Annotated in this window: 27 protein-coding genes; 14 read left to right on the forward strand and 13 right to left on the reverse strand. The window is 57.1% G+C overall.

The annotated features are described in order from the left end of the window. Window positions 1-46: 46 nt before the first annotated feature. Together SynM161_RS06950 and SynM161_RS06955 are read right to left on the reverse strand one after the other, a co-directional pair. On the reverse strand, window positions 47-238 hold the full coding sequence (locus SynM161_RS06950; RefSeq protein ID WP_115132746.1) for a hypothetical protein: 192 nt from the start codon (window positions 236-238) through the stop codon (window positions 47-49). Window positions 239-309: 71 nt separating this feature from the next. Beyond that, window positions 310-675, reverse strand: a complete 366-nt coding sequence (locus SynM161_RS06955) for an AbrB family transcriptional regulator (protein WP_006850785.1) — start codon at window positions 673-675, stop codon at window positions 310-312. Window positions 676-919: 244 nt separating this feature from the next. Here SynM161_RS06955 and SynM161_RS06960 point away from each other — a divergent pair, with 244 nt between their 5' ends. Beyond that, window positions 920-1,129, forward strand: a complete 210-nt coding sequence (locus SynM161_RS06960) for a DUF1651 domain-containing protein (RefSeq protein WP_186540472.1) — start codon at window positions 920-922, stop codon at window positions 1,127-1,129. A gap of 124 nt (window positions 1,130-1,253) precedes the next feature. Beyond that, window positions 1,254-1,709, forward strand: a complete 456-nt coding sequence (locus SynM161_RS06965; RefSeq protein ID WP_186540474.1) for a lipocalin-like domain-containing protein — start codon at window positions 1,254-1,256, stop codon at window positions 1,707-1,709. A gap of 18 nt (window positions 1,710-1,727) precedes the next feature. Here the strand turns inward: SynM161_RS06965 and SynM161_RS06970 are convergent, their stop codons facing one another. Beyond that, on the reverse strand, window positions 1,728-1,985 hold the full coding sequence (locus SynM161_RS06970; RefSeq protein WP_244276277.1) for a hypothetical protein: 258 nt from the start codon (window positions 1,983-1,985) through the stop codon (window positions 1,728-1,730). Between the two features lie 82 nt (window positions 1,986-2,067). Here SynM161_RS06970 and SynM161_RS06975 point away from each other — a divergent pair, with 82 nt between their 5' ends. Then, window positions 2,068-3,306, forward strand: a complete 1,239-nt coding sequence (locus SynM161_RS06975) for a cytochrome P450 (protein ID WP_186540476.1) — start codon at window positions 2,068-2,070, stop codon at window positions 3,304-3,306. Here the strand turns inward: SynM161_RS06975 and SynM161_RS06980 are convergent. From SynM161_RS06980 to SynM161_RS07015, 8 genes are all read right to left on the reverse strand, one after another. Then, complete coding sequence (locus tag SynM161_RS06980) at window positions 3,288-3,554, reverse strand: hypothetical protein (protein WP_186497637.1); 267 nt, start codon at window positions 3,552-3,554, stop codon at window positions 3,288-3,290. The two genes, SynM161_RS06975 and SynM161_RS06980, sit on opposite strands and share 19 nt — an antisense overlap. Before the next feature lie 65 nt (window positions 3,555-3,619). Beyond that, a complete protein-coding gene (locus SynM161_RS06985; RefSeq protein WP_186540478.1) occupies window positions 3,620-3,844 on the reverse strand; it encodes a hypothetical protein in 225 nt (74 codons plus the stop codon). A 12-nt stretch (window positions 3,845-3,856) separates the two neighbouring features. Next, entirely contained in the window at window positions 3,857-4,465 is a 609-nt protein-coding gene (locus SynM161_RS06990; protein WP_186540480.1) for a hypothetical protein, read from the reverse strand. 71 nt (window positions 4,466-4,536) lie between these two features. After that, on the reverse strand, window positions 4,537-4,776 hold the full coding sequence (locus SynM161_RS06995) for a hypothetical protein (protein ID WP_244278654.1): 240 nt from the start codon (window positions 4,774-4,776) through the stop codon (window positions 4,537-4,539). 163 nt (window positions 4,777-4,939) lie between these two features. Then, a complete protein-coding gene (locus SynM161_RS07000; protein ID WP_186540482.1) occupies window positions 4,940-5,809 on the reverse strand; it encodes a phycobilisome rod-core linker polypeptide in 870 nt (289 codons plus the stop codon). Window positions 5,810-5,984: 175 nt separating this feature from the next. Continuing rightward, window positions 5,985-6,218 (reverse strand): hypothetical protein, encoded by a 234-nt coding sequence (locus SynM161_RS07005; RefSeq protein WP_115082419.1) that lies wholly within the window; start codon window positions 6,216-6,218, stop codon window positions 5,985-5,987. Between the two features lie 120 nt (window positions 6,219-6,338). Beyond that, a complete protein-coding gene (locus SynM161_RS07010; RefSeq protein WP_186540484.1) occupies window positions 6,339-7,049 on the reverse strand; it encodes a response regulator transcription factor in 711 nt (236 codons plus the stop codon). A 25-nt stretch (window positions 7,050-7,074) separates the two neighbouring features. Further along, window positions 7,075-7,260, reverse strand: coding sequence for a hypothetical protein (locus SynM161_RS07015; RefSeq protein ID WP_186540486.1), 186 nt, complete (start codon window positions 7,258-7,260; stop codon window positions 7,075-7,077). A gap of 197 nt (window positions 7,261-7,457) precedes the next feature. Between SynM161_RS07015 and SynM161_RS07020 the strand changes: the two genes are divergently transcribed. From SynM161_RS07020 to SynM161_RS07050, 7 genes are all read left to right on the forward strand, one after another. Next, window positions 7,458-7,685, forward strand: a complete 228-nt coding sequence (locus tag SynM161_RS07020) for a hypothetical protein (RefSeq protein ID WP_186540488.1) — start codon at window positions 7,458-7,460, stop codon at window positions 7,683-7,685. A 665-nt stretch (window positions 7,686-8,350) separates the two neighbouring features. Next, window positions 8,351-8,530 (forward strand): hypothetical protein, encoded by a 180-nt coding sequence (locus tag SynM161_RS07025; protein WP_115009186.1) that lies wholly within the window; start codon window positions 8,351-8,353, stop codon window positions 8,528-8,530. Window positions 8,531-8,564: 34 nt separating this feature from the next. Further along, on the forward strand, window positions 8,565-8,756 hold the full coding sequence (locus SynM161_RS07030) for a hypothetical protein (protein ID WP_115009187.1): 192 nt from the start codon (window positions 8,565-8,567) through the stop codon (window positions 8,754-8,756). A 103-nt stretch (window positions 8,757-8,859) separates the two neighbouring features. Further along, the gene (locus SynM161_RS07035; protein ID WP_170951393.1) at window positions 8,860-9,015 is read left to right on the forward strand and encodes a hypothetical protein; all 156 of its coding nucleotides are present in this window, start codon (window positions 8,860-8,862) and stop codon (window positions 9,013-9,015) included. Between the two features lie 176 nt (window positions 9,016-9,191). Further along, the gene (locus SynM161_RS07040; protein ID WP_186540490.1) at window positions 9,192-10,148 is read left to right on the forward strand and encodes an orange carotenoid-binding protein; all 957 of its coding nucleotides are present in this window, start codon (window positions 9,192-9,194) and stop codon (window positions 10,146-10,148) included. Next, window positions 10,138-10,881, forward strand: a complete 744-nt coding sequence (locus tag SynM161_RS07045; RefSeq protein ID WP_255441731.1) for a fatty acid desaturase — start codon at window positions 10,138-10,140, stop codon at window positions 10,879-10,881. Before SynM161_RS07040 ends, SynM161_RS07045 begins: the two co-directional genes overlap by 11 nt. 49 nt (window positions 10,882-10,930) lie before the next feature. After that, the gene (locus tag SynM161_RS07050; RefSeq protein ID WP_115161907.1) at window positions 10,931-11,251 is read left to right on the forward strand and encodes a hypothetical protein; all 321 of its coding nucleotides are present in this window, start codon (window positions 10,931-10,933) and stop codon (window positions 11,249-11,251) included. A gap of 12 nt (window positions 11,252-11,263) precedes the next feature. On the opposite strand, the gene SynM161_RS07055 is transcribed toward SynM161_RS07050, so the two are convergent. Both SynM161_RS07055 and SynM161_RS07060 read right to left on the reverse strand, forming a co-directional pair. Further along, entirely contained in the window at window positions 11,264-12,148 is an 885-nt protein-coding gene (locus SynM161_RS07055) for an LOG family protein (RefSeq protein WP_186542585.1), read from the reverse strand. Between the two features lie 57 nt (window positions 12,149-12,205). Continuing rightward, window positions 12,206-13,594, reverse strand: coding sequence for a PhoH family protein (locus SynM161_RS07060; protein ID WP_186540494.1), 1,389 nt, complete (start codon window positions 13,592-13,594; stop codon window positions 12,206-12,208). A 967-nt stretch (window positions 13,595-14,561) separates the two neighbouring features. Here SynM161_RS07060 and SynM161_RS07065 point away from each other — a divergent pair. From SynM161_RS07065 to SynM161_RS12090, 4 genes are all read left to right on the forward strand, one after another. Next, window positions 14,562-14,873 (forward strand): hypothetical protein, encoded by a 312-nt coding sequence (locus tag SynM161_RS07065; RefSeq protein ID WP_186540496.1) that lies wholly within the window; start codon window positions 14,562-14,564, stop codon window positions 14,871-14,873. 1,299 nt (window positions 14,874-16,172) lie between these two features. Continuing rightward, window positions 16,173-16,433, forward strand: a complete 261-nt coding sequence (locus SynM161_RS07070; RefSeq protein ID WP_186540498.1) for a hypothetical protein — start codon at window positions 16,173-16,175, stop codon at window positions 16,431-16,433. Window positions 16,434-16,482: 49 nt separating this feature from the next. Next, a complete protein-coding gene (locus SynM161_RS12085) occupies window positions 16,483-16,608 on the forward strand; it encodes a hypothetical protein (protein ID WP_255441732.1) in 126 nt (41 codons plus the stop codon). A gap of 148 nt (window positions 16,609-16,756) precedes the next feature. Further along, a complete protein-coding gene (locus SynM161_RS12090; RefSeq protein ID WP_255441733.1) occupies window positions 16,757-16,879 on the forward strand; it encodes a hypothetical protein in 123 nt (40 codons plus the stop codon). The last annotated feature ends 2,372 nt before the right edge of the window (window positions 16,880-19,251 follow it).

The raw sequence follows: 19,251 nt of genomic DNA on the forward strand, positions 1-19,251 counted from the left end.
GGGGAGGGAGACGCCGTTCCACCGGTTGATAGCAACAGCTTGATCTTCAGCGGAAGCCGAAACCTTCTCGGATCGGCTGCTTGGCGGAATACTCCCGCGAGAGCGCATCGAGCATCAGGGCGATGTAGCGGTCATCCATGCCGATGTCCTGCTTCAGCTGACGCATCAAACTATTGATGCTCTTGAACGCGTCTGGAATCTGATGGTCCAGATGCTCCTTGGTGGGTTGGTAGGGCATCGGAGCCAAAAAAAGTCCCCGTGGAACCTAAGGGAACCACGGGGAGAATGGTGTTGCTGTTGAACCGGAGGTCAATCCTCTTCTTCGGAGCCGCCAACAGGGATCAGGCGGATCTGCTTGCGTCCAAGCTTGATCTCATATTCATCGCCGGGCTGCAGTTCCAGCAGAGCGGTGTAGGCCTTGCCAATCAACAGATTGCCGTTGCCCTGAACCACAGCTTTGTAGGACAGCTTGCGGCCACCTTTGCCCACACCAGATCCACCGGTGGAGAAGGAAAGGCCCTTGGCTTCCAGGAGGGCCTCGTAGAAAGCGGTGAATTTCACCTGCTCAGAGCCGTCTTTCTTTTTGACGACGTAACCACAACCCCTGGCCAGATCTGTTTTGGCGCAATCGCCAAGTTCCTTGACGCGGTTGAGCAATTCAGCTCCGGTAAGCATGGGTCTGTGAAGTCGTTACTTCTCTATTAGAACAAATATTGTGCTGCTCACAAGGGGAAAAAAGGTTGAATTCAGTTGATTGGCTGGAAAAACAAAAAATCAGCATGTGTTAGCAGCTTGTGTTGGTGGTTTGACAAAGCCCTCGGCGTCAAACAGTTGGCCTCGAGAATGCGCTCAAATGACCAAAACCCAGCACCAATCAACATCCCAATCAAACCCTGACCAGGGTGGACGGGGATGGTTGGTGAACACAACCCAACAGCAGCTGGTGCATTTCAAGCCGGAACTGAATTCAGAAACCACGACCTGGGTCTCGATCAGGACGTATCACTACGACCCGCCTCAAACACCGCAACCCCTCAGCCATCGCCGCGTTCTGGATCAGAACGCTATCGACACCTGGAACGTGATGGTGAAACGGGGCTGGCGGCCCTGCCGCGCTCCAGCACGCTGATCACTTTCGTTGTGGTTGCTACTGGTTCGGCAATCCATCGCATCAATTGCGCAGCAATGCCTCGCTTCAGGCTGTCAAAGCCAAGCCACGATCGATAGGTTGCCGCTCAGGAACAGATTCAGTTGTGAGCGTCAGTTCGGTTCAGCCCGCCCAAGCGATCAGTTCCACCAGCGTGCATGGCGCCTGGCAATTGTTGAGCTACGACGTTGAGGAACAAGCCAACGGCAACACCTTTGCACCGATGGGGGACAACCCCAGCGGCTATGTGATCTTCACGGCGGAGGGTCGCCTCTCCTTCATGCTCTCGGCAGAGGATCGCCAACCGGGCAGCAACGCCGAGGAGCGATCGGCCCTGCTGAGCAGCATGATCGCCTACACCGGCACCTACCGGCTCGAGGATGACCGTTGGATCACCCAGGTGGATGTGGCCTGGAACCCGGAATGGGTGGGCACGGAACAGACCCGCTATTTCGCGATCGATGGCGATGTGCTCACGGTGCACACCCCCTGGCGGGTGATGCCCAACTGGCCCGAGAAAGGCCTCACCCGCAGCATTGTTCGTTTTCAGCGCTGCCGCTGAAGGGTTTCAAGAGAAGGCTCAGGCATCGGTCTCGCCTTTCTGGCCACCACAGGCGTGGCGGGGTTGGTAGCCCTGCTGCTCAGCCAAATAGCGCAAATAAACGATCTGATGACGGTCCGGCATGCCAACCGCAGCAATCAGACCCAAAGGGCCAAAGAGAAACCCAGCAACAGCCCAGCGGTTGCTGTTGCGCGCCTTCTGGGCGGCAACGGTTTTCGAGAGGCCAGCGCTGATCAGATGAGCGATCAGCACAAATAGCAGAGACTTGAGTTCCACGGAGAAGGCGCAGCACACCCGTTGAGATAGCCAGCGTCTGCAGCACTGTCAGCCTTAGAACGTCAGCTCACGCCGAGCTGCGATGGCCACCACCCCCCTGCCCAGCACAGGCGCCGTGAGCGGACTGGCGGAAACCCTGGCCTTCTTCACCCAGGCGGATTTCGCCCAGCGGCGCTTTGAGGCCCACGGTGATGTGTTCGAAACCAAGCTGCTGGCCCAGCGGATGGTGTTCATCCGCGGCGAACGGGCCATCGGCGACCTGCTGGGGCAGGGGGATGCCTTGCAGGGCTGGTGGCCCGAAAGCGTGCGGCAACTGCTGGGCAGCCGATCGCTGGCCAACCGCAGTGGTCCGGGGCATAAAGCCCGGCGCCGGGTGGTGGGGCAACTGTTCTCCAGCGCAGCGCTTGCGCGCTACACCCCGTCGATCGAGCAGTTGGTGGCGGAGCTCTGCCAGGAGCTGATCACCACCACAACAGCGCTGCCGCTAGCGGCACGGATGCGGCGCTTCGCCTTTGCGGTGATCGCCACCACGGTGCTGGGACTGGATGGCGCCAGCCGTGATGCCCTGTTCGCCGACTTCGAGATCTGGACCCGGGCTCTGTTCTCGATTCCGCTGGCGATTCCCGGCACCCCCTTTGCGAAAGCGATGGCGGCACGCCAACGGCTGCTGAAGCGGATCAAAGGCGTGCTCCAGGCGGGCACCAACCAAGGCGGGCTTGATCTGCTGAGCGGCGGCTTGGATGAAGCCGGCATTCCTCTGGACGATGACGACCTGGCCGAACAGCTGCTGCTCTTACTGTTCGCCGGCTACGAGACAACGGCCTCATCGCTGAGCTGCCTGTTCCGGGCGCTGCTGCTCAACCCCGAGGTGGAGAGCTGGTTGCGCGATGGGTTGGCGAATGAGGCGGCATCAGCACGGTTGGACGCAACAGTGCTGGAGGTGATGCGGCTGACGCCGCCGGTGGGTGGGTTCTTCCGGCGCAGCCTGGCGCCGATCGAACTGGCGGGGGTGGCCGTTCCCGAAGGCAGCGTGATTCAGGTGGTGCTGAGCCCGACGTCGGCCGGTGATGACGAGGATCTGGCGGTATTCCGGCCGCAACGGCACCTGGATGGCTCGTTTAAGCAGACCCTGCTGCCCTTCGGTGGCGGCGAACGGGTCTGCCTGGGCAAGGCCCTGGCGGAACTGGAGATCCGCCTGATGGCGGTGGGACTGCTGCAGGCGGTGGAGCTGCAGCTGCAGCCGGATCAAGACCTGGCGCTGCAGCTGATCCCCAGCCCCACTCCCAAGGACGGGTTGCTGGTTCAGGCCACCGCGCGGTGATGGTTACTGCGACGGCGACGGCCGAGGGGTTCGATCCAGTCCACCAGCACCTCCTGGTGGCGCAGCATCGGCTCCGGCAGGCGGCAGCCAAGGTTGATCTGGCCTTGGTCCATCAGGCGTCCGAGCCGGATCGCGGCGGCCTCTTCGGGCCGATCAAAGCTGGTCTGATGGGAGGCCAGCCAGTTCACCTCGTGCTCGGTGATCACCCCGGTGGAGAGGCTCTCCAGGAAGATTTCTCCGACGGTCATGAGAAACGTGTAACGGATTCGTTACATCCTGGCGCGGCCAGCCGGCAGCTGCGATGCAAGGCCGTTCAGGCCAGCCACCGATCGGCATCCATCACCTTCTTGATCAGCAGGCCGAGGCGCTTGAACTCCGCGAAGTTCACATCCTTCACCGCCTGATCCAGGCCGCAATCCACCCAGGCGCCGTCGCGCTTCTCCTCAATCGTGAAGTCCTGCTCGAGGCTGTCGCGGCGGATCCGGTAGGTGATGCCGTCCTCGTGCAGGTAATCCGCGGAAACCAGCTGCAGACCCATCGATCGCTCGCGTCAATCCAGCGATGGTGGCGTGAAGGTGTCAGCCACCGCAACAATCCAGCGTGCCGCCGCCGCCGTCACCTGTTCCTTGGTGACGTTGAACTCCAAATCATGCCCCTGCTCGAGCAGATCGGGAATGATCGTCTGCCAGGCCATGCCGGCGGCACTGGCATTGAGATCACCTATCAACACGAAGGCCTTGGCCGCCCCGGTGACGGCATCGGTGTATTCGGGATTAGCGCTCACCTTGCTGCGGTACCAATCGCCCACCAGATCCCGCTGGGCCTTGCTCAGAAACGGCGGGGCGCCAACGAGATAGGCGTCGAGCACCAGCATCGGGCTGGGCACGCTCCTGCCGGGGTGTTTGAGCTCGAACCAGGCCTGGCCGATGGAGGCGGCATCGGGCCAGTGGCAGAGGATCGCGGCGTCCTGACTGTCGAGGGAACGCTGGCTGGCCAGCTGATCGATGCGCTCCAGCAGGGCCGGCCCGGCGAGGGGCGGTTCACTGCGGGCATGCTCCGCGCGGGCCTCATTGATCGCCTCGGCCACGGCCGCCTCGTTCTCGTTGAGCTGCTCGAGGGCCCGCTTGAGGTTGGCATCGGCGTCGGCGGGGCTGGCCACGAAGCATCAGGCGGAGTCAATCCCCAAGATGTCATCTCCGCCAGCGAGCAGCATCCAAATCAATCAGCAGGTTATTGATAATTTTCCACTTGAAGGTTGTAACCCGACACCAACAGATTTTTATCCAAACAGATCTCTGCAGGAAATTTTGGCGATGCTGATTTAATTAGGCGCAGATGAACATCAATTGGCTTATAACCCGCTCGCAGACAGCATTCAAAGAATTTAGATACAGCCACTTCGAGAATTTCAGTGCCAAACAGGGGCGTGACTTGTCCGCTCTCATGCACCAACATCCCGAAGTAATGCATCAACAATTTCAAAGCGACGAGACTTTACAAAAATGAGAATCATTTGCAATGAGCACAAATACCCAGGGCCAATCAAGGGCACGACGTCGCGGCGCATAAAAAAGCAGGAGGGTTGCCCCTCCTGCCGATCACTGATCTGTTGATCGCTGCCTGAGGCAGAGGATCAATAGCTGCCGTAGTTGAACTTGCCGCCATACATGCGGCGGTAGGCGCTGTTGCGAGCGTTCTTGACGGCGTTGGTGTAAGAGAAGCCAGCTCCATCGCCGGAGAAAGCACCGCTGCCAGCAGTGAAGCCGCTGAGGTCTTTGGTGAGGCGCTTCACCAGCAGAGGGCCGGTGTACATCACGTGCTCGGCACTGGCGTTGGCCGGGGTGAGGTCAGCCATGCCCACGAAGGTGGAACAGGCAGCACGGGCTTCCGACTTGAAGCCGCGCAGGTAGGGAACCGTGTCGGTGCCGAAGGTCTCGAGGTACTCCTCGGAGTGGGTGAGGCTGTCGACGAAGGCATCGAAGCCCTGGTCAGCGATCAGCTGGATGCCAGCGCTGATTTCCTGCTGACTCACCGGAGGACGACCCAGCAGGTGCTTGGTGGTGAGCTCGATGCCGCGCATGGGCGACACGGCGTGGAAGAACTTCTGCTTGTAGAGGTCAGACTTGACCAGGCCGCCCATGAAGCCCTGGACGTTGATACGGCCATCACAGAGGAAGGCTTCCAGGGAGGTGAGGCGCTGGCTGTCGGCGATGCCGATGTTGCCGAACACCTGCTTGTAGGCCGCGGCGATGGCGGTTTCCAGGGCCGAGCTGCCAGTGGCGGCATAGGAGTGGTTCACCGCTCCGAAGGGGCAGACCTCATGGATCCGAGGACCCATGCCGATGCCCATCGAGGCGCATTGGTTCTGCTTGTATTCAGCGTTGCTGGATGCAGCTTTGCCGGCGTTGGAGCTGGCGCTCTTGGTGGCAGTCGCGGAGTTCGCAAAGGCGAAGGACACCCGTTGATCGTGGGTGAAATCCCGCTTGTACTTCAGAGCTGGCATCCGAAAGACCAATGAAATTCAGTTCAAGTTATGGCGATGACTTCATGCGCGCTGATGAACTTATAAATAGTTAAAAGTGAGCGTTACATGGCGCAATCAAAGCCGCTGACTGCAGCTCGATCACCACAACTTGAAACGGCTGAAAAGCCTGATCTGAACTGAAGTTCCGGCGGAATCAACCGCCATTGCAGTAGCGAACGGCTTCGGCTTGAGAGCGGCCCTCAGCCACAACGGTTTCCACGCAGCCGTTGAACAGACGGCTCTCCTGCTTCACGGCACAGAGGCCAACGGCAATGGCCGCCAAAGACACAGCCGACACCACGGTGGCGGAGATCTGAACCAGGCCATAGGCGAGCATCGCCCGCTTCTTGCCGCCGCAGGACTGCTGGTTGGTGGTTTCCTCGGACATAACAACAAAGCAACGCCGAGACCCTATGGATCGGGCGTTGGTCACCGAAGCACGATCACGACCGTGATCACCGAACAGCCAATCACCAAACAGGCGATCACCGAACACCCCCCCCAGGACTCAGCCGAGGGGATCGATCAGGCCGTAGAGCAACGCCATCACCGCCAACTGGGTGCGATCCGCGGCACCCAACTTGTCTTTGGCATTCACCACGTAGGTCTTCACCGTTTCCACCGAGATACCGAGGCTGCTGCCGATGCCCTGGTTGGTGAGGCCGCGGGCGACGCCAGCCACCACCTCCAGTTCTCGCTCGGTGAGCTCTTCAATCAAGGGCGGCAGGTTTGGGTTTGGAGCCTGGGCCGCACCGAGCTGGCGAATCTCTTCGGGGAGATACACACCGCCTTCGGAAAGGGTCTGGAGGGCTTGAACGAAATCACCCTTGCCGGTGCCGAGGCTTGATTTGAAGATCACCGCATCGGCGTAGGCCTGCATCGCCTCCTGCACCACGGCCTGGGTTTCACGCACCAGCACGATCAACAACTGACAGGTGGGCAGCTCCGCCTTCACCCGCCGCAGCAGGTTCATGCCGTAGCCGGTCTCCAGATCCGACGTGCAGATCAGCAGGCTCGGCTTGTGGCGCAGCACCAGCTCAAAGCCCTCGTCTTCGGTGGTGGCGGCACCCACCACGGCACGGCGAATTGGCTCGGCCAGGCAAAGGCAAGCAAGGGTGAGGCGATCACCACAGCAGGCCACCACCCGCTGGGTCTTGAAAAACTGCGCCGTCACCACGACGGCTTCGTTTAACGCGCGCGAATCGAGCCGCAGCTCCATCCCAGGCTTTTCAGATGCCCCTCTTTTAGCGGCGTTTGGATGGCTCAGCTGCAGAGCCATCACGGCCACCTTCGCGACGTACAACACCGCGGATGCAGTGGGGATAGCGCTCACGCCCCAGGCGCCAGGCCTGGGCGGCATCGACCACCTGCACCGTTTCGGTCTGCAGCTCTCCTTTGCGTTGAAGAATCAGGTCATACAGAGGAGACATACCAACCGGCGACGTGCTCTTTTATTGAGCAACACGCCATTGGATTCCACATCCCTCAGTTGAGGGTGCCATCTGTGTAGCCATATCCCTCAACTGAGGGATTTAGAGCAACGAATTAGGCGCCAGACCCCCTTCGTGTCATTTGGCACAACAGCATTGATAAGGAGCCAGCACATTGATTCGGTTGCTTCAAAGCTGTGGCCAGCCGGCTACGCCAATCCCTGCTTCAACTCGGTGACCGTGTTGGTCGCCATGTTCAGCGCTGGCCGGAGGGATCCTGGCCCGATGCCATGCAACGCAGTCCCCGCCGGGTCCGCAGCACCGCCAAGGATGTGATCAAAAGCACCGCCAAAGCGGCAGTGGACCTGGGCCGACGGGCTGCACGCCTGGGGATGGACTCGATCAAACGCGCCAGCAACCGATGAACAGTGGCTTGCTGGTGTTGTCTGTTCTGCTGTTCGTGGCCGGTGTCACCTTGATCAGCATCGGCTGATTAAGCACAAACACTCAACACGATCAAACGGATTGATCGGCAACCAAATACAAGAAACACGACAGCGGTTGATACAGCTTCTCGTTGGAATCCACCGGATCGTGGCTTCAACCAAGTCCAAAGCCCATGGAATTCCTGATTGCCGGCTGCTTCATCTTTCCGCTATCAGCCCTCTGGATTCAATCGAGGGAAGACGACAACAACGAAGACGAAATGGACTTCCTCTGAATCAAGCCCTGGAAGACGGCAAGACCGAGGCCTTCAGTTCATGGGCCAGAAGATCGGTGGCCAGCATGGTGAGAGCAACACCCATCAGGGCGAGAGCCATGCCCTGATTTTTGTCTGAGGCAACAGCTACATTCCTGGACAATTCCAGATGTTTTTCCCAGGAGAAATGCATCAGCTCCAGGCCTGTACATGCTTTCTAAGGCCATAAGCCTTTGCGATCCGAGCGATCAGCGGCATTCAGAAATGTTCTGTAATGCAAGCAATGCATTGAGTTGAGCATTCTTTCCTCAAATCGGTTGCAACTACTACGTTTTCCATTTGCAGCCTCAAAAGTTCTCGGGTACGTTCCGCTCACAAAGCCACAAGCCAATGGAACCGATCGCGTTGACTCTGGGCCAGAAATTTGAAATCGAGAAATTCTCACGCGAGATCGATAACTCTGATGATCTTGCGGCTCTGAAAAGCATTGCCAAAGACCTCTTGTTGGCCTGGAAACAACAACAAGCCGCCTCAGCCTGGATCGTGCGCCAGCAATCCCAGGGCCTCTGAAGTCAGCTGATTTCGTTGCTCACCACTAATAACGATGGAAGACAACCAAATGATCACCACCATCTCGGTGGAAATGGATGCCTTGCGTCTTCTGCACCGGGCTGTATCCGATGCCTACGCCAACTGGCCCGGTGGTGATGCCAACGAACAGGCCTGCCTGTTGAACATGAAGACCCAGCTCTATGCGGCCTTGATGGACCACCTGCTGGAATCGGGTTCCATCTGAGCCCCATTCCGAAGCAAATCAGTCGTTTTCCCTTAGCCAGTAGAAAAACTCATGTGGGGGCAGCAGTTGCGGCAACAGACTTGATCCGGCCATGGAGTTCGCCATGCAATCTGATCGCTCCCGCCTGCGCGAGCTGGAGATCCGTGTCGCCAACCCGCAGCACTGGAGTTCCGGCGAACACCAGATCAATGTTGAAAACCTGAGGCAGCTGCGCTTTCAGATCGAGGATCAACTCAAGAAACTGCGCCAGCAGACTTAGGCCTCTGCCTTAAACCGCCTCAGTAGGAACAGAGAAGAACCCCATCAGCAGGCGAGACACCAGGCAAAACCCTGCAGCAGCGAGTGCTCGCTAACGAGCAAAAAACCAAGCAGAGAGGCTTGTTTACATAACGAAACATAGTGTTACAGTCCGTAAATCCCCTCGATCCGTCCTGGATGTTCACGCTCGATAAAGCCCGCCAGATTTTCCCGGACACCCTCACTGCTGATGCCGTTCCGGCCATCACCGCACGCTTCAAGCTGCTCTCGGCAGAAGACCAACTCGCCCTGATCTGGTTCGCCTACCTCGAGATGGGGCAGACCATCACTGTTGCCGCCCCCGGCGCGGCAAGGATGGAACTGGCTCGCCCGATCCTCGACCAGATCCTGGCGATGAGCTTCGACGAGCAGACCAAGGTCATGTGCGACCTGGCAGCCAAAATCAACAGCCCGATCTCCAGCACCTACGCCTACTGGTCAGTGAACGTGAAGCTCTGCTTCTGGTACGAGCTGGGCGAATACATGCGCCAGGGCAAAGTCGCCCCGATTCCCCAGGGCTACAAGCTCTCCGCCAACGCAAACTCCGTTCTGGAAGCGGTGAAGAAGGTGGAGCAAGGCCAGCAGATCACCCTGCTGCGCAACTTCGTTGTCGACATGGGATTCGATCCCAACATTGACGACGACAAGATCGTCGCCGAGCCGATCGTCGCCCCCACCCCGGTGGAAGAACGCGAGGAGATCTTCATCCCCGGCGTTCTCAACCAGACGATCCTCAGCTACATGCAGCTGTTGAACGCCAACGATTTCGATCAGCTGATCGATCTCTTCCTCGACGACGGTGCGCTTCAGCCCCCCTTCCAGCGTCCGATCGTGGGCCGCGAAGCGATCCTCAAGTTCTTCAAGCGCGATTGCCAGAACCTGAAGCTGATGCCCCAGGGCGGCTTCGGCGAACCGGCAGAAGGTGGCTTCAACCAGATCAAGGTCACCGGCAAGGTGCAGACCCCCTGGTTTGGTCGCGAAGTGGGCATGAACGTGGCCTGGCGCTTCCTGCTCGATGAAAACGACAAGATCTACTTCGTTGCCATCGACCTGCTCGCCTCGCCCGCTGAACTGCTCAAGCTTGGTGCCAAGTGACAACTTGAAGGGCAGCGCGGGGCGCGGTCTCCAGCTGGGAGCCCTGATCGGCGTCTCTTGGCTGTTGACTCTGGTCATCGGCCTGCAGCTCGACCTCGATCAGCTGCATCCCCTGGCGACCACCGCCTGGGTTCTGGTCCGCAGCTTCCTGCACACCGGCCTGTTCATCCTTGCCCACGACGCCATGCACAACAGCCTGGTGCCGGGTCATGCAGGGATCAACCAACAAATCGGCCGGGTGTGTTTATGGCTCTACGCCGGCCTCAACTACGACGCCTGCAAACGCAACCACTGCCGACATCACCGGATGCCTGAATCGGAGGGTGACCCCGACTTCTGCCCCACCAACAACAGATCGGTGCTGGCCTGGTTGGTTCGCTTTATGCGCAACTACCTCAACGCAGCACAACTCAGCCGACTGGTGCTCGTTCTCACGGTTCTACTACTTGCAGCGCAACCGCATCAGAGCCAGCCGCTGATCACAGTTTCTGTGGTTTTTCTGCTTCCTTTGCTGATCAGTACCGCACAACTTTTCTTTGTTGGCACTTACCTGCCCCATCGCAAAGAACACAAACAAACAGGCCACGAAGTTTCAATCAAAAGCTTGAATCTTCATCCGTTTGTATCACTGCTCGCTTGTTACCATTTTGGCTACCATCGCGAGCACCACAACCATCCCAAGGCTCCCTGGTTCCTCCTGCCGGAACTACGCACTGGTCGATTGGTGCACTGAGTTCTGAATCAGAATCAGTTTCCCTACGCTCCCTCCCCCTCACACCCCAATGTCTGCAACCGATTGGACCTCTGAAGAAGAAGCGGTTGCCCGGCAGGCTTTTGATCTGGGCAAACAGCGATCTATCGTGACCTTGATTGACAATCTCAAGAATTTGAGCACCAAGCTGGACACGCCTGAATCAATCTGGCAATTTCACGATTATCTGAGTACGGAGCGCTATCAATATGAAGGGAGGATGGAATTTGATTTCAGTAACATCCTGTTCACCTTGGCCGACATGATCAAGCAGAAGCTGATCAACTACGACGACCTGAATGGTCTCAATCAACTGAAACTGAGTAAGATCAAAGCCATGTCGATGTTTTGATCAATAATCTGATCAATTACTCTCAGGCTCTGCTCCCGTTCGGCTGCGGATGAAATCCCAGGCCTCTTCCGCTGAATCCGAGAAATGAATCAGATCAAGATCATCATCTGAGATCAAGCCCGTCTCGGCGAGGTAGTCGAAATCCACCAGCCTGCGCCAAAACTCTGTTCCAAACAGAACGATGGGCATGCTGCCCTTGGTGCCGACCTGCCGCAGGGTAAGCAGCTCAAACAGTTCATCCAGCGTGCCGAAACCACCCGGGAAGAGGATGGCGCCAATCGAACGCATCACAAAATGGAATTTGCGCAGTGAGAAGTAGTTGAACTTGAAGCAAAGATCGGGGGTGATATAGGGATTGGGGTGTTGCTCAAACGGCAGCGTGATGTTCAGCCCAATCGAGCGGCAGCCTGCCTCAAAGGCGCCCCGGTTGGCGGCTTCCATGATTCCCGGCCCGCCACCGGTCACGATCACATGGGATGAGCAATCGTGGGGTTGTTCCCTGTTGCACTGCCCGTGCCGGGACGCCAATGAGGCGAACTCTCGGGCTGCATCGTAAAAACGAGACAACTCCACGAGCTGTTGCGCATGGACGACTTGCCGCTTCAACAGCGGTGAGCCTGGATTTTCACTAAGCCGTTGCTCGGCTTGCGCCAGCTTCGCTGCTGCGGTGTCGTTGTCGACGATCCTGGCACCACCAAAAACGATGATCGTCGATTCGATCCCGGCTGTTTCCAGATGCAGATCAGGCTTGGTGATTTCAAGCAGCATGCGCACACCACGCATATCGTTGCTGTTCAGAAGCTCTTGATCTTCGTGGGCAATTCTGTAGGTGGGGGACGTCAGAATCGCGTCCAAGTTGGCTTGCTCAGGCGATGAAGTATTTGGGAATTGGGTCATGTGTTCAACAGTCACGGGTGTCAGTGATGTCGGAGGTATCGGCGATGTCGTCTTGATTCAGAGGATGTTGGCGGCTAGTTCAGCCAATTCACTGCGCTCTCCCTTGGTGAGGGTCATGTGTCCCACCAGGGGCTGACCTTTGAGCTTTTCCACCAACCAGGTGAGCCCGTTGCTTTCGGCATCCACATAGGGATTGTCGATTTGATACGGGTCACCGGTGAAGACAACCTTGGTTCCTTCACCCACCCGCGTCACGATCGTTTTCACTTCCAGGGGTGTGAGGTTCTGCGCCTCATCCACCACCAGGAACTGATGGGGGATCGATCGGCCGCGGATGGTGTTGATCGCTTCAACCTCAAGCAAGCCCATGCCTTGCAGGTCGGCCCAGGCGTTGCGTGGTTCGCGCTGCCGCTGTTTCTTCGTCTGATCAGCCTCCTCACCAGGGGTTGAACCGGTGATGAAGTCGATGTTGTCGATGATCGGCTTCATCCAGGGGCCGAGTTTCTCCTCAAGCGTGCCCGGGAGGTAGCCGATGTCTTTGCCGAGGGAGATCGGTGGGCGCGTCACCAACAGGCGGGCGTAGTGATGGGTGTCGGCCACCTGGTGCAGACCCGCGGCGATGGCCAGCAGCGTTTTGCCCGTACCGGCCTTGCCCACCAGAGTCACCAGAGCAACGGATGGATCGAGCAGCAGATCCAGCGCAAAGCTCTGTTCCCGGTTTCTCGCTTTGATACGGCCCAAATGGGCGCGTTGCAGCCAGTGCAGCGGCTTGATGGTGTTGCTGTTGCCTTGATGCCGGGCCAGCAGGGTGTGGCTGTCGTTGCGCTGATCCACCAGCACCACACCTTCATTTGCCTGGAGATGCTGCCCCTCGGGATCGGCCACAGCTTCCAGCGGCAGCTGCTCCTCGTCATGCAGGGTCTTGATCGTCTCTGCATCGGTGCTGAGTTCACGAAAGCCTGTGTAGAGATCGTCGATCGAGACGTTGTCGTTGACGTAGTCCTCGGCCTGCAGGCCCACCGCATCAGCCTTGATTCGCAGGTTGATGTCTTTGCTGATCAGCACAACCTCAGGTGCCTGTTTCAGCCCACTGCATCGCATCTGCTCGAGGGCCACCGCGAGGATGTTGTTGTCACCACCACCACCCTGCAACTCTGCCGGTAAGTCTTGAAGAGCTTGGGCCTGACAGAAAATCACCTGAAGCATGCCGTGGTTCGTTCCCTCAATCGGAACGCCATCGGCAAGGCTTCCGCGGGCCCGGTAGGAATCCAGGAGCCTTGAAATCCGCCGGGCATTTCGGCCTTTTTCAGAGTGATCTTTCTTAAAGCGATCGATTTCTTCAACCACTTGCATGGGGATCACAACCCTTAGATCACCAAAGCGGTGCGGCGCCTCAGGATCGTGGAGCAGCACATTCGTGTCGAGAACGACAACTTTGTCTTTCATTGGAGTTCACACCGGAATGTTGATTGGCGTTGACATGCCAACCCTGAACTTCTGAGCGAGCAGAAAAAGCCACAGCATTGTGCTTTGCCACATCAACGGTGGGCTTTTCGCTTCTCTTGCAAATATCATGGAGGCAAAGAAAGCCCTCCCGGATAGCAAACAACAACCCAAAGCAGAACAACCAAGAATTGTTGTTTGACCAGAAGGCAATTCATTGGATTGCCTCGCACGTCTCAACTCGAGTGAGCTGCGCTCAGTCGTCGTAGATCTTGCATCCAGGCGCAGTAGGGGACTTGTCGCAACGTTCCTCCCAGTACAAATCGTGCTGAGATTTCATCGCTTGCTTGGGTTCATCCGCCTGGTATGGCTGCGTCTTGTCAAAGGCGTTGAGCGGGATGCATAGATCGAAAAAACCTGAACAGATCGTGACCATCTCTCTCCTTGTCGCTGACTCATCTCTACTCCTCTCCCCTCCAGAATCAATAGGTACTTAACCCATTCCTTTACACAAACAAAAAACCGCTCTTCCCAAAGGAAGAGCGGTTGATGGGTCACGCAGATGGATGGACTTGACCGCGCTCTAATCAGTTGTTCGTTGATTGATCAAGCAGCCTGTTGGTTGCCTGAATCTTCTTCCTCCGAGCGGATGAACCGCTTGCGTTGAGCAGACTCGTTGCCGGATAGATCGTTTGCCTTCGAAGGCTCAACGGGATTGCGCTCGGGTTTGTCCATGCCCATCAAAAGGGGATGAATACCTCTCCTGCTCATTGAAGTCTCCTCTTATTCAGATCTCGCGTCGTGGTCTGTCGGCCCTTTCGCGTCAATTAACTATCGCGCAGATCAGATGCAGACGCGCCCCACAATGCTTAAGAGAATCTTGCGAGTCACCCACAAAGACCGGCCGCAGAGGGATTGAGGAAGCAAAGTGAGTTGACGAATCGAACGCAACGCACTGCGGGGTGCTCCGATGATTTGGATTCGAACCAGCCTCACCGCGGCAGGCCTTGCCATCGCCACAGCCATTCCGGCAAACGCTGAGATCGTTGCCTCAACCTGCCGACTGCTCAGCTACGACGGTCCCAATACCAGCGTGGAGACCTTTCGCTGTGACTTCATGCAGCGCGGCGGCAACGTATTGGTGAACAGTGCTGAGCATGAGTTCAGCTTTCTGGCTGCCGAGCAGGGCGAGACCTACATCCGCATCAACTCGATCCCGCTGCGCTTCACCCGCACAGGGGAGTACACCCTGGAGGTGACCCAATCGCCTTGGCTGCGATGACCGTTGCGATGACCACCCCAAATGGGGGTATCGAGAATCGGATGCACAGGAGTTGATTAATCACACCGGCGGCAGATCCTGCAGTCTGTCGACGGTCGTCGAGTGACTGCCCTGAGGACCTCCATGCTCTTGGGGTTTTCCTCCTCGAATCCGAGAGAGTTTTGAAACTGACTCTTTCGGGTGAATAAGGGAAGCCCTGGAGCCGTCACTCCAGGGTTTTCTTGTTTGGGAGGAGCTTACGGTGGGAGGAACGTCTCAGGGAAAAAGCTACAAAAGAATGAAGCCACCCTCCCCGATTGCCTGCCGCCATGAAGGCAGGATCGTGCATGGATGAAAGCGTGACCAACCAATGAGTATCGAGTGGTTACTCAGTTCAGGATTTCTTCCGTGAATCTTCAGGGGGCATGGCCTCAGCAGGCATCTCGATGCTCATAGCTTCAAATCAGTATCACGCTCCCCTATGTGCCCCCTTGACCTTTCCAGTCTGAAGTGGGGCGATGACGGCGATTTGTCTCCCAACGACACCCTCAACCTTGTGGAGCGATTGGCCAGAGCGGAAGAGAGGAGCCAAGGGTCCGACCAATCGGGACTCAACTCCAGTTCAATTCCCCAGGAAGAACCATCAAACGAGCCCTGATCTGAGCGGACGGAGCGAGCCACCCCCAGCTGAACGGCTCATCCAACCAGCCGGTCATCGGAATTCAAAAGTGCCTTTCCTTTGGCAACCCTCAGCACTTCGCCTGAGAGACCAGGGCTTTGATAGATCACGCGATACACGTTCGTGCAAGCAAGCGATTTGCCGCGTGCATTCACGAACGCCTTGAACTCAGTTTTGAAGCACTGTTCTTGAACCCATTGGTCGGAGCCATCGCTTCGCTCAACGCAGTACATCGTTTGGAGCACGGAGGACACGCAGCCTGATGAGGCTGCGGCCGCTTGCCCTCGATCGACAGGCCAGCTTCGGGATCACGTCTTCAGTTGGTGACGCGAAGCCTGGCGCCAACACTCTCAAAAGTTGTTCTTTCACCTTGAACGTCGATCAAAGTTGAATGCAAAAGTTGGAGCCACACGACGGAATCACATCGCGTCGAGCGATGAGGAATGCGATTCCGCCACCTGTGTGCCCTCGAACGCACAGCACGGCACTTCGGTTGTATCCCCACTCGACCGCTTGAAATCGAGTCACTGACTACCAAAGCCCGTTCTTGCTCGAGCATTGAGGGTGTGATCGTCAGTGCCGTCGACGATTCCAATCCTGAGACCAAATCGTGTTAAGTTTCGATAAGGCGCACTCGGTTGATGCTCAAGGCCTTGTTCTCCCTGGTTTTTGCAGCAGTGATGTGGGTCCAGGTGCCGCAGTGGCAGCCGGATTGGTCGGAGTGCTCCGTTGATACGCCCGATGTGGACTGTCACTGGTACGTCACGGCACCCGACAACACTTTTGGTGAAGGCTTCAGCTGGGAGAACGCACCCTGGTTCAGCGCCGAAGGACTACGGGATGTGGGTGATCTGAACAACACGATGACCACGATCCACAGCCAGGCCCTTTCGGGCAATTGACGCAGCCAGCAAAGCGTCAGCCCTAACCTTTCTCTTTGAAGAAACTTCCGTGAACGACTACTCAGCAGCCATCACCGCTCTCATCGTGGTCACCGTGGTGATCTCTGCTGCCGTCGTTTACGTGCTGGCTCAGCCGACCGACCTGCCCAGATACAAAGAAAACAAGGATCAATAAAGGCCACCGCGTGGGTGAACACTGACCGTGCCACCCACATCGCCACGCAGATCTGAATCCAGCACTAGGGTCACCAAACCTCCGGCACACACCTGGCGTGAAAGGTCCGAACCTTGCTTTCGTAGGCGGCTCTGTGATCGTCGCGATCATGGCAGTGGTTGTCTTTATTGGCGCGGCAAACGCTGGCGACTGCCCTCGCAGCAAATCAGCTGAGGCCACCTCAGTTGAGGCCCACCACAACGCCGATGACAAGGCTGACGTTGAAGCCTGATCGGCTCCAACACTTCAGCGAAGCGGATCAACCTGAACTGGGGAGATGGTCTGAAGGGTGCTCAACGCCTCACTGATGGTCTGCCCAACAAAGATTCCTCCTGTGAGCACCGCGGCGAAACAAGCCAACCCGAGGATGAGCCCAGCTGCAATGCGAGTGGAGCTCGTTGTTTCTGTTTTGTGTTGCTCAGTGCTGGAAGCCATCTGAGTTGCTGCAATAAACCAGTTGTGGCTCAAACCACTACGGGTTTCAACTGCGCATCGAATCTTTGGGCTTTTCAATTAGCCCTGTTCCCATGCGTTTCCTCACGAAGGGTGCCGAAATGGTTTCAGAGTGAAGAGATTTCTCTTGTTGTCACAGCCAAACAGCGGGTACAAGCTGATACATATAAACGGTATCCGGACGAACCCACATCAACAACCATCACGCATCTTGGGGGTTTTTACTTGTGCCAACTAGCGTCATGCGGCTTGAAAAGACTTGTGCCTCTCAAGACTTCTCCACTCTCAGGGCCCTTCCGTGTGACCAATCCCAAACCCAAACGGTGGAGAACCGCCATCAAAGCCCGAGAGAATCAGCTGCTGACTCTTGCCAAGGAAGCGTTGCAAGAGAAGAAAGAAAGAAGAGTGATTCATTTTCTGGACTATATCGATCAAGACATCGCTGCATAGCCAAAAGTTCGTGCAATAAATTGAACATATCCAACTGAACTAGCCCTTACCGATTGGGCTATAGCCCTGGGCGGGAGATTCCCCACCCAGAACCAAGAGGAACAAAAAGAAGCCCCTGGAGATCTCACCTCCAGGGGCCCGTGTCCCTCGTTTGACGACCGCTTCAGTTTCGTCCAGATACCTGGTGAAAGGGAGTGGGAGAACCGTCGGAGCAGGTCGTGGACACCGGCCATGGTTCGGTCGACCAGAGGCAAAAAAAAGGCGGCAGGGAATGCCGCCCATCAACAAGGGGACGTATGCGTCGAATGTACTGGCGTCCCAGCCACACCACCCTCTTTAACCAGCCTGCGGTGCCGTGGGCATCGTTTTTACGAACTGCCAAAAAAAAGGGGGGTGTTCCCTAAGCACCCCCGCGTTCGACGCATCGCCCCTTCACCGAAGAAGCAATCGAATGATGACGCGAGATTCAGCGACTGGTCGTCGCCATCACGACAAAACAAGGGGTGTGGTCAGCAACCCAGGAAAAAGACAGGGTTCCCTCGCCGCTACGGGTAGAAGCGCTTATATGGGCTCTCTGGTGCCGAACGCTACGACAGCTCTGCATCAACCCGAGGCATGACAGAAGCAGGCCACACCACAACCTTCATGGAGTTCGCACTGCTTGCGTTGTTCACTTGCTCGCTTGCTTCAGTGATCGCAACGGTTTTCCGCGGGACCTACTGATGAGGAGCAAGTCCCATCGGTTGGCATTGGAGCACCGCTTCGCAAGCACCGTGCTTTGGTCGCTTTTTGCGGCTCTGATCTTCCAAGCACTGGCGAGTCAATAGACAAGTTCATCGTCACAAGTCAACAACCCGTCTTGCGACGGGAGAATCTCACTGCTTGAACGACAACCGCCTTATGCAGACAGAGGGTTGAGCTCTTGCCTGTTCTTCAGAAATTGAGCATTAATGTGCAGTAAAACATTGTCTGCTTCCTGAATAAATTTTTCCCGACACCATTCATCCGTAACCCTTCCAGCCGCATCCATAGAGTGATGTATTGATCTTCAAGCGTCACTTACTTTGTGCAGTTAATCAATGATGGCAGGGCTGACACTGGCTCCAGTAGTTGCCGATACCTGAAGCTCGACAACAAGAAAACGGCTCTCTTCACAACTGGGCAGTCAAAAAAAGACCTCCGCCAAAGGCAGAGGCCTCAAAAAATCTCAGGGATGCGACCTTGTTTCCATCCCATGAGGTGATTCCTCACAACTTCATCGTGTCTAGAGGATGGGAAATGGGGAAGCAAACTATGGACAGCCTGTGGCTTGTCCCTCTGCCTGATCGCTCATCAAAAGGCGTTGGGGCAGAAGACGGTGGGGCGGTATCCCTACGCCCTGGTCCATGTTCAAAGCTTTTCGGACAAACCGTGGGTAATGCCCAAGAAAAAGTCCCGGTGTTCGATGCCGGGACTTCCGTCTCTCATGACGTACCCCAGTCCTAACAGAGCGACTAAGTATTTATGCGTACGGCTTACACGACCAGCGTATAGCAGGTGGCACGTCTCGGCCTGGTTCGACAGGGCTACGACTGGAGTGCCCCGGGACGGCCCGAACCACTCAGGGGCGGCGGAACCAACTTCGAGCGGTCACCTGACCGATGGTTTCGCCTGGGGAAGATCTGCGGCTCGTCTCAGTTTCGTCCAACGGCCCTGGCAAGG

It is taken from the genome of Synechococcus sp. M16.1 (assembly GCF_014279895.1).
GTDB lineage: Bacteria > Cyanobacteriota > Cyanobacteriia > PCC-6307 > Cyanobiaceae > Parasynechococcus.